The organism is Natronomonas sp. (genome assembly GCF_047616845.1).
GTDB lineage: Archaea > Halobacteriota > Halobacteria > Halobacteriales > Haloarculaceae > Natronomonas.
Map to the genome: position 1 here is coordinate 1 of NZ_JBLGBY010000073.1, position 8,092 is coordinate 8,092.

Consider the following 8,092-nt stretch of genomic DNA (forward strand, 5'->3'; position numbering starts at 1 on the left):
GTCGACCTTCCGAACTGTCATCGCCGTCGAGTTGGCGCCACAGACGGTAATCGCTTCGGCTTATACTGCCGGCTGTAACTACGTGAAGCGATCCCGTTGGAAAAACGGGGTTTTCGGACGGTCAGGGTCGAATATCGCGGGGTGATGTTGAAAGAATTACAGCCGGCAGTATTAGCTGACCGAGAAGCCGCCGTCGACGACGAGGCCGTGGCCCGTCACGAACGAGGCTTCGTCGCTCAAAAGGAACGCGATGGCGTCGGCAACCTCCTCGGGTTCACCGAGCCGCTTCAGCGGGTACTGCTGTTCGGTTCGCTCCTTGGCCTTCTCGGGGTCGCTCTGGGAGTCGAAGAACTGGTCGCCGAGCGGCGTCTCGATGAAGCCCGGACAGACGGCGTTGGCGCGGACGCCTTTCGCCCCGGCTTCCGCGGCGACGGCGCGCGTGAAGTTCAGGACGGCCCCCTTCGTCAGCGAGTACACCGACTGCTTCGGCAGGCCGAGGAACGACGCCAGCGAGCCGACGTTGACGATGGCGCCCGACTCCTGCTCTTTGAGATGCGGCAGCGCGGCCTGACAGCCGTTCCAGACGCCACGGAGATTCACGTCCATGACGTAATCGAACATCGTGTCGGTGACGTCCTCGGTGTAGGCCGGCGGATGGCCGACACCGGCGTTGTTGACGACACAGTCCAGTCCGTATTCGTCGACGGTCGTCTCGATGACGGCGTCGAACTCGTCGGCTTCCGTCACGTCGAGTTCGTGGAAGACGGCTTCACCGCCCGCGTCCTCGACTGCTGCGACGGTTTCTTTCCCGCCGTCCTCGTTGATGTCTGTCGCGACAACGAACCCGCCTTCCTCGGCGACCTTCAGCGCGGTCGCGCGACCGATCCCCGACCCGGCGCCCGTGATGAACACCGTATTGTTTTCGAAACGCATAGTCGTACGATGGTAGCACTTTATATAAAGCCTCGCTAACGGGGTAATTTCCGCAAGGGGTTTCTCCCGGCGGTGCCCAGCGTTGGTATGCTCGACGTAGGCGCTGAAGCCCCCGACTTCGAACTGCAGAATCAGGACGGCGAGACGGTCAGTCTCTCCGAGTTCGACGGCCGTGTCGTCCTCTACTTCTACCCCCGTGCCGACACGCCCGGCTGCACGACGGAGGCCTGTGGCTTCCGGGACAACTGGGGTGAGTATCTCGGCCGCAACATCACCGTGCTCGGCGTCAGCGACGACCCCGTCTCCGACCTCGCCGATTTCGCCGCCGAGTACGAACTGCCCATTCAGTTGCTCTCTGACGAGGACGGCACGGTTGCCGCTGCGTACGACTCCTACGGTGAAAAGCAGATATCCGGCGACACCTTCGACGGCGTGTTCCGCAACACCTACCTCATCAATGACGGCGTCATCGAGGCCGTCTACGAGGGCGTCGACCCCGAAGGCCACGCCGAGGAGATCATCGCAGACCTGGAGTAAGGCCCCGTTTCCCGCTGCCGAACAGTTTTGTGGTAGTAGTTACCACACTCAACCATGCGCCGTTCACCAGCCACTCGTCGACGGTTCGTTCGCACCGCTGTGGCGGGGCTCACGACGGGGACGATGATCGCACTCGCCGGCTGTAGCGACCCGGATGGGGGCGAGGACGAGAATAACACCGATGGCGGCGTCTATCGGGTCGGCGATTCGGAGCCCTCAGAGGGCTCGGCACCTGGCCCGGCCTCCGGCGGCTGACGTGTCGACAACACGAGCGTCGAGAAATCGGTCTGGCTGATGTTGCCGTTGTCCAAGGCGTAGAGCCAGCCGGCGTGTACCTCCCACTCGCCGAGGAAGGTGCCGACGCCGTCGGTGCCGAACGCCCAGAAATGGAGGTCACGCGGCTCCCAGCCGGCCTCATGGGCGTCGACCAACTCGGTACAGACGTTGCCGATATCGTTCGTCGTCAGTCCCTCGGCGGCCGTCTCGTACTCGACGTGTACCGTCTCCTCCTCAAGTGCGTGCCGCTCGACGTAGACGCCGAGGCTCATCAGGTTCCGCTTCAGCCGGCCGACGATTTCCGGCGATTCCGACATACTCCTCCGTTCGGCGCGACGGAAAAGAACCTGCCGCCTACACCGGCTCTGGCGGCTCGTCCTGGAACGCCGCCACGGCCTCCCGGAACTCGTCCGGTACCCGCGTCGGCGCGCCAGACTCGTCGACGGCGACGTGGACAACCGTCCCCTCGACGAGCAGTTCGCCCGCGTCGTTGCGACACTCGTAGGCGAACTCGATGCTGGATTCCTTGATGGCCGTCACACGCATGGCGTTGTGCAGGGTGTCGCGGAACTCCGCCGGCTTGCGGTAGTTCAGCTCCAGATTGACGACGTGGACGTCCCAGCCGTGCTCCTCGATTTCGCTGTAGGGATAGCCGATGGCCTCCATGAACGCGGTGAACGTCTCGTCCTGGAAGGTGGCGTAGTTGCCGTAGAAGACGATGCCCTGGGCGTCCGTCTCCTCGAACCGCACGACGTTTTCGAAGACTTCGTGCATACCAACGCAACCGGACTACCGTGAGATAAAACTGCGCGCTGTGCGCCCGCTCAGAGATACGTATCCTGCATCGTCTCCTCCAGCAGGCCGTCGGGGTCGAGGACGATGTAGACGAGCACGAACGGTTCCGTCGAGTCGAGCACCCACACGGAGAAGGGCGGTTCGACCTCGTCGGGCTGGGCGGCCCGCGCGACGAGCGGCTCCAGCGGCTTGCCGCCGTCCCGGAACTCGGAGAAGAGGTCACGGCTACCGGGCTGGTCGGCGAAGGTGTAGACGACACCGTTGGCCTCGTTGTCGGTGTTGTACGTCACGCGGGCGTTCATCGCCTCGTTCTCGGCGCGGGCCGTCTCGAAACACGTCTTCGCGGCCTCGAAGATCGGCTCCTCGGTGCGGACGAATCGGAACGTCGTTTCGGTCTCGACGGTCGGCGACTCGACGACCGGGTCGCCTTCATCCCACGAGAGGTCGGCGTCGACGCGGTTGCCCACCTCCACGTCCGGGAGCGCCTCGCGAGGAACGTACGTCGGGTCGGCCGACTCGACGTCCAAGAGCAGCCACTCGTCGTCGCTCCGGCCGGGAAGCACGCGGAACGGGCCCTCCGTCCTCGGGGTCATAGCCACGCTAGACGGTGCGACCGCATTACTCCCACGATACCATCGCCCGGAGTTGCGCCCGCGAGAACAGCGACGTGGGTCTGTCCATGTGGACGGCGATTTCGCCCGCGAAGGCGCGCAGGCCGGCCCGCTGCACTGGCTTCGGCATCGAGTAGCCCGCCCGGACGAGTTTGCCGAGCGACTGGTCGCGTGACAGCTCCGACCGCCAGCCGCGTTCGTAGTCGTCAAGCGTGGCCGGCTGGCTCGGGTCGATCTCCCGCGCTGCGATGTCGGCGGCCCGCATCCCGTAGAGGATGCCGCCGCCGGTGAACGGCTTGGTCTGGGCGGCGGCGTCGCCGACGAGGAAACTCCGCTTGCCGACCGTCCGGTCGGGCGGGGCGATGGGAATCGCACCCGAGCACCGCTCGTCGAGGTCGACGTCGTACTCCGCACAGAGCGCACCGAAGCGGCCCGGTGCGTCGTCGCCCGGCGCGACCGCGAGGCCGTACTCGACGCCGGCGTCGCCCCGCGGGATGCGCCACGCGAAAAAGCGCGGCACCGTGAGGTGGACATCGACGAAATCCTGATGGTCGGGGTCGAACTCGAAACCGAGCACGCCGTGGAGCAGTTCCTCGGGCTCGGGGAGCCCGACCTCGTCTCGCACTCGCGAGCGCGGGCCGTCGGCGCCACAGACCATCCTCGCCTCGAACGTCTCGATGCCGTCGGGGCCGCGTGCGGTCACCTCGACCCGGCCCGGCAGTTCGGTGACGCCCGTGACGGTGTAGCCGTCCCGAACCTCGGCACCAGCCTCGCGGGCGCACTCGGCGAGCGTCTTGTCCAGCCCGACGCGGTCGATGGCGTTGGAGACGGGTTCGTCCTTGTAGAAGGGGTACGAACCGCTTTCGGCACCCCCCAGGTGGAACCGCGCACCGTAGATGTCGTTCTGGAACAAGTCGTGGCGGTCGTCGCGGTTCCTATCGTCACCGCTCGCTTCGAGGTTCCTCGCTTCGCTCGGAACCTCGCTCTCGCGGCTCTCCGCTCGCCCGTTCCGAGACCCTCCCTCCGGTCGGGTCTCGCCCGGCACGAACTCCCAGATGTCGAGGCTGACGTGCCCCGAACAGGCGAGCGGGCGGCCGATCTCGCCGGATTCGAGGACGAGCACGTCGCGGCCCCGCTCGGCGGCCGAGCGGGCGAACCGCGACCCGGCCGGGCCAGCACCAACCACGACGAAATCGTGCATGTACGACACAGGGGCGTCAGAAAGGAAATACTCTCCGCTCTGGCGGTTTCGGGTGGGCTACTCCTCGTCGTTGCCGATGACCCGGCCGACGCCGGGGAGGACGGTCGCGAACTTCGCCACCCAGCCGAGTTTGAACAGCCCGATCTGGGAGAGCACGCCGAGGACGAACAGGACGCCGAAAAGCGGCACCTCGATGCCGACGAGCGGCGTCGCCGCCAACGGGTCGAACAGGATTGGCTCCGGCGAGAACACCTCCCGTGCGGCGGTGAGGTTTGCGAGTGTCACCGACCCCGATGCCAGCGCTGCGCCGACGAAGGAGGTGATGAACATCAGCGCGAACTTCGTCAGCGTGAAGCCGAGGACGGCGCCGCCGATGCCCGCAAGCACCATCACGAGATAGCGAATCAGACCGCCTCCGGTGAAGATGGGCGTGATGACGTACAGGCCGATGTAGGCGCCGACGACGAACGCCGGTATCGAGGTGGCAAACGAGAGCGCGACGTACGACAGCGCCGCTCCGAGCAAGCCGCCGACGAGTACCGCCACGGCGAAGGCGACGATTCCTTGTGCACCGAACGCACCCAGAAGCGAGGGCGCGAGGACGTAGCCGCCGCCGGCGCCGATGAGGAAGCCGAGCAGCGCCACGGCGTAGATCGACAGCGCAGCGCCGAAGAACACCAACACGAGTCCGGCCAGCACCAATCCGATGTCTACCAGAGCCATGGACGGTACTCACCGACGAACGATATAAAAACAAGGGGGCGGACGACGGATCGAGGTGCGTTACTCGAAACTGCCGCGGCGGACGAGTTCGTCGAGCGGTTTGCGGTCGCTCGGCGCCTCACGCTCCTGCAGTTCCTCGGGCAGGCTCTCGGGCGGCGCGCGCTCGCCGATGGCGACCATCGCCTCGACATCGAACGCCTCGGGGATGTCGAGCGCTTCGCGGGCGCCCTCGTAATCGATGCCGGCCATCGCGTGCACCGCGAGACCGCGGCGGGTGCCTTCGAGGGCGAGGTTCTCCCACGCCGCGCCGGTGTCGAAGGAGTGCGTTCCGGCCGGCTCGCCGTTGTGGTCGAGCGTCGTCTTCGAGACGATGACGGCGAGGACGGCGGCGTCCTCGGCCCACGCGTTGCCCTCGGCGAGGAGGTCAGTGAACGTCTCCCACTCGTCGTCCTCGCGGGCGGCGTAGACGAACCGCCAGTGTTGGTTGTTGAACGCCGAGGGCGCCCAGCGGGCGGCCTCGAACAGGGGCCGGTACTCGGCTTCCGGAAGCGGGTCGCCGGTCATCGCGCGCGGCGACCAGCGATTGACGAAAAGCGGGTCAACCTCGTGGTCAGGGTCGCGGTGCTCCGCGACGTCCTCTCGAAGGTCGGATTCCGTATGGGGGGTCGTTTGTGCCATCACGAACGGTACGGGATTGCGACTTATGTAATATCCGTAACATAAGGGTAACTCGGTGACACCGGTGTCTCCGAATCGTGCTGACGCTCCGCACGCGGGGTCGAAAATACAAAACGGAACCGCGCCGTCAGTCGTCGCCTGCAGCCGGCGTCCGGCCGCCCCGGGGCCCTTCGAGGTCGACGGCGGGCAGGTGGTCACGGAGATAGCGACCCGTGTGGGAAGCTTCGTTCTCGGCGACAGCTTCGGGCGTGCCTGCGGCGACGAGGTCGCCGCCCTTTTCGCCGCCCTCGGGGCCGAGGTCGACGATGTGGTCGGCGTTCTTCACGAGATCGAGTTCGTGTTCGACGACGACGACCGTGTTGCCGTCGTCGGCGAGGCGGTGGAGCACCTCGATGAGTTTGCGCTCGTCGGCGCTGTGGAGGCCCGTGGTCGGCTCATCGAGCAGGTACAGCGTCTCGCCGCTGTCCTTCTTGCCGAGTTCCTCGGCGAGTTTGACGCGCTGGGCCTCGCCGCCCGACAGCGTCGTCGACGGCTGGCCGAGCCGCATGTAACCGAGGCCCACGTCCTTCAGAAGCTCGAGACGCCGGCGGATACCCGAGTGGCCCTCGAAGAAGTCGTAGGCCTCGTCGACCTCCATGTCGAGGACGTCCGAGATGGTCGCGTCCTTGTAGGTGACTTCGAGCGTCTCGTCGTTGTAGCGCAACCCCTCGCACTCCTCGCAGGGGACGTACACGTCCGACAGGAAGTTCATGTCGATTTTGACGGTGCCCTGGCCGCCACAGGACTCACAGCGGCCGCCCTTGACGTTGAACGAGAAGCGACCCTTCTTGTAGCCGCGCTGTTTCGAGAGCTTCGTCTCCGCGAACAGTTCCCGGATGTGGTCGAAGACGTTGGTGTACGTCGCGGGGTTCGAGCGCGGCGTCCGGCCGATGGGCGATTGGTCGATGAGCCGCACCGTCTCGACCTCGTCGATGCCCTCGATGTCGTCGTGGTCGCCCGGGAAGACGTCGGTGTCGTTCATCCGCCGCACGAGCCCCTTGTAGAGAATTTCGTGCAGCAGCGTCGATTTCCCGGAGCCGGAGACGCCCGTGATGGCGGTAAAGCAGCCCAGCGGGAACTCGACGTCGAGGTCACGGAGGTTGTGCTGGCGGGCGCCGCGGACGGTGAGATAGCCGTCCGCGTCGCGGCTCGCGGCTCCGCCGTCGCCGCTCGCTCGTTTCGAGCCCTCCCGCCGGTCGGGCTCGCGGCGCTCGTCGGGCACCGGAATCGACCGCCGGCCGGCGAGGTAATCGCCCGTAATCGAGCGGTCGGTGTCCATCACGTCCTCGACGTCGCCGTTGGCGACGACTTCGCCGCCGCGCTTGCCGGGGCCGGGGCCCATGTCGATGACGTTGTCGGCGCGCCACATCGTCTCCTCGTCGTGCTCGACGACGACGAGCGTGTTGCCCAAATCGCGCAGGCCTTCGAGCGTGTCCAGCAGTTTGTCGTTGTCCCGCTGATGGAGGCCGATGGACGGTTCGTCGAGGACGTACAGCACGCCGACGAGGCCGCTGCCGACCTGCGTTGCGAGGCGGATGCGCTGGCTCTCGCCGCCTGACAGCGTCGAGGCCTCGCGGTCGAGCGTGAGGTATTCGAGGCCGACCTCCTCCATGAAGCCGAGGCGGGCGCGAATCTCTTTGAGAATCTCCTCGGCGATTTTCCGCTCTCGGGCGTCAAGGTCGGCATCGAGGTTCTCGAAATGCTCGAGGGCATCGCCGATGGAGCGGCAATTGACATCCGTAATCGAGGTGCCGGCGACGAGCACCGCCCGCGATTCGGGCTTCAGGCGCGTCCCCTCACAGGCGGGACACGTCGTCGTCGCCATGTAGTCCTCGATGTGTTCGCGGGTACTGTCCGAATCCGTCTCGATGTACCGGCGGTCGAGGTTCGGGATGACGCCCTCAAACCGCTTTTCCTTCCGCCGGGTGCCGTTCTTCGTCTGTCGCTTGAACACGACCTCGCGGTCGGTGCCGTAGAGGAACTGCTGTTGCACCGACTCGTCGAGTTCCTCGAACGGCGTGTCGACGCTGACACCGAAATGCTCGGCCACGCTGTCGAGTCGCGTCCGGTAGTACGACCGATTGTAACTCCACGGCTCGAAGACGTTTTTAATCGGCTTCGAGGGGTCGGTGACGACGAGCGATTCGTCGACCTCCTTCGTCTCGCCGATGCCCTCACACTCCGGGCAGGCGCCGTGCGGGGAGTTGAACGAGAACGAGCGCGTCTCGATTTCCGGCAGGTCGATGCCGCAGTGGGTGCAGGCCAGTTCCTCGGAGAACTCTACGACGAGGCGGGCGTC

9 protein-coding genes are annotated in these 8,092 nt (G+C 65.9%); 1 reads left to right on the forward strand and 8 read right to left on the reverse strand.

Features of this window, described 5'->3' with window-relative positions; all coding sequences use genetic code 11:
- Window positions 1–171: 171 nt before the first annotated feature.
- The gene (locus tag ACI8UR_RS11710) at window positions 172–933 is read right to left on the reverse strand and encodes an SDR family NAD(P)-dependent oxidoreductase (RefSeq protein ID WP_411714949.1); all 762 of its coding nucleotides are present in this window, start codon (window positions 931–933) and stop codon (window positions 172–174) included.
- 87 nt (window positions 934–1,020) lie between these two features.
- On the opposite strand from ACI8UR_RS11710, the gene ACI8UR_RS11715 reads away from it, so the two are divergent.
- A complete protein-coding gene (locus tag ACI8UR_RS11715) occupies window positions 1,021–1,470 on the forward strand; it encodes a peroxiredoxin (protein ID WP_411714950.1) in 450 nt (149 codons plus the stop codon).
- 191 nt (window positions 1,471–1,661) lie between these two features.
- Here the strand turns inward: ACI8UR_RS11715 and ACI8UR_RS11720 are convergent, their stop codons facing one another.
- The 7 genes from ACI8UR_RS11720 to uvrA form a co-directional block, all read right to left on the reverse strand.
- Complete coding sequence (locus tag ACI8UR_RS11720) at window positions 1,662–2,063, reverse strand: hypothetical protein (protein ID WP_411714951.1); 402 nt, start codon at window positions 2,061–2,063, stop codon at window positions 1,662–1,664.
- A gap of 37 nt (window positions 2,064–2,100) precedes the next feature.
- A complete protein-coding gene (locus tag ACI8UR_RS11725; protein ID WP_411714952.1) occupies window positions 2,101–2,520 on the reverse strand; it encodes an acyl-CoA thioesterase in 420 nt (139 codons plus the stop codon).
- A 50-nt stretch (window positions 2,521–2,570) separates the two neighbouring features.
- On the reverse strand, window positions 2,571–3,134 hold the full coding sequence (locus ACI8UR_RS11730; protein ID WP_411714953.1) for a DUF6663 family protein: 564 nt from the start codon (window positions 3,132–3,134) through the stop codon (window positions 2,571–2,573).
- 25 nt (window positions 3,135–3,159) lie between these two features.
- Entirely contained in the window at window positions 3,160–4,353 is a 1,194-nt protein-coding gene (locus tag ACI8UR_RS11735) for a geranylgeranyl reductase family protein (protein WP_411714954.1), read from the reverse strand.
- 57 nt (window positions 4,354–4,410) lie between these two features.
- Complete coding sequence (locus ACI8UR_RS11740) at window positions 4,411–5,076, reverse strand: phosphate ABC transporter permease (protein WP_411714955.1); 666 nt, start codon at window positions 5,074–5,076, stop codon at window positions 4,411–4,413.
- Between the two features lie 60 nt (window positions 5,077–5,136).
- Window positions 5,137–5,754: a nitroreductase family protein gene (locus ACI8UR_RS11745; protein ID WP_411714956.1), complete on the reverse strand. Its 618-nt coding sequence runs from the start codon at window positions 5,752–5,754 to the stop codon at window positions 5,137–5,139.
- A 127-nt stretch (window positions 5,755–5,881) separates the two neighbouring features.
- On the reverse strand, window positions 5,882–8,092 hold a 2,211-nt coding region (gene uvrA / locus ACI8UR_RS11750), incomplete at its 5' end, for an excinuclease ABC subunit UvrA (RefSeq protein ID WP_415087900.1).

Excerpts from the sequence above, each read along its gene's own strand:
- ACI8UR_RS11710 (WP_411714949.1), bottom strand. The coding sequence starts at position 933 with ATGCGTTTCGAAAACAATACGGTGTTCATCACGGGCGCCGGGTCGGGG.
- ACI8UR_RS11715 (WP_411714950.1), top strand. The coding sequence starts at position 1,021 with ATGCTCGACGTAGGCGCTGAAGCCCCCGACTTCGAACTGCAGAATCAG.
- ACI8UR_RS11720 (WP_411714951.1), bottom strand. The coding sequence starts at position 2,063 with ATGTCGGAATCGCCGGAAATCGTCGGCCGGCTGAAGCGGAACCTGATG.
- ACI8UR_RS11725 (WP_411714952.1), bottom strand. The coding sequence starts at position 2,520 with ATGCACGAAGTCTTCGAAAACGTCGTGCGGTTCGAGGAGACGGACGCC.
- ACI8UR_RS11730 (WP_411714953.1), bottom strand. The coding sequence starts at position 3,134 with ATGACCCCGAGGACGGAGGGCCCGTTCCGCGTGCTTCCCGGCCGGAGC.
- ACI8UR_RS11735 (WP_411714954.1), bottom strand. The coding sequence starts at position 4,353 with ATGCACGATTTCGTCGTGGTTGGTGCTGGCCCGGCCGGGTCGCGGTTC.
- ACI8UR_RS11740 (WP_411714955.1), bottom strand. The coding sequence starts at position 5,076 with ATGGCTCTGGTAGACATCGGATTGGTGCTGGCCGGACTCGTGTTGGTG.
- ACI8UR_RS11745 (WP_411714956.1), bottom strand. The coding sequence starts at position 5,754 with ATGGCACAAACGACCCCCCATACGGAATCCGACCTTCGAGAGGACGTC.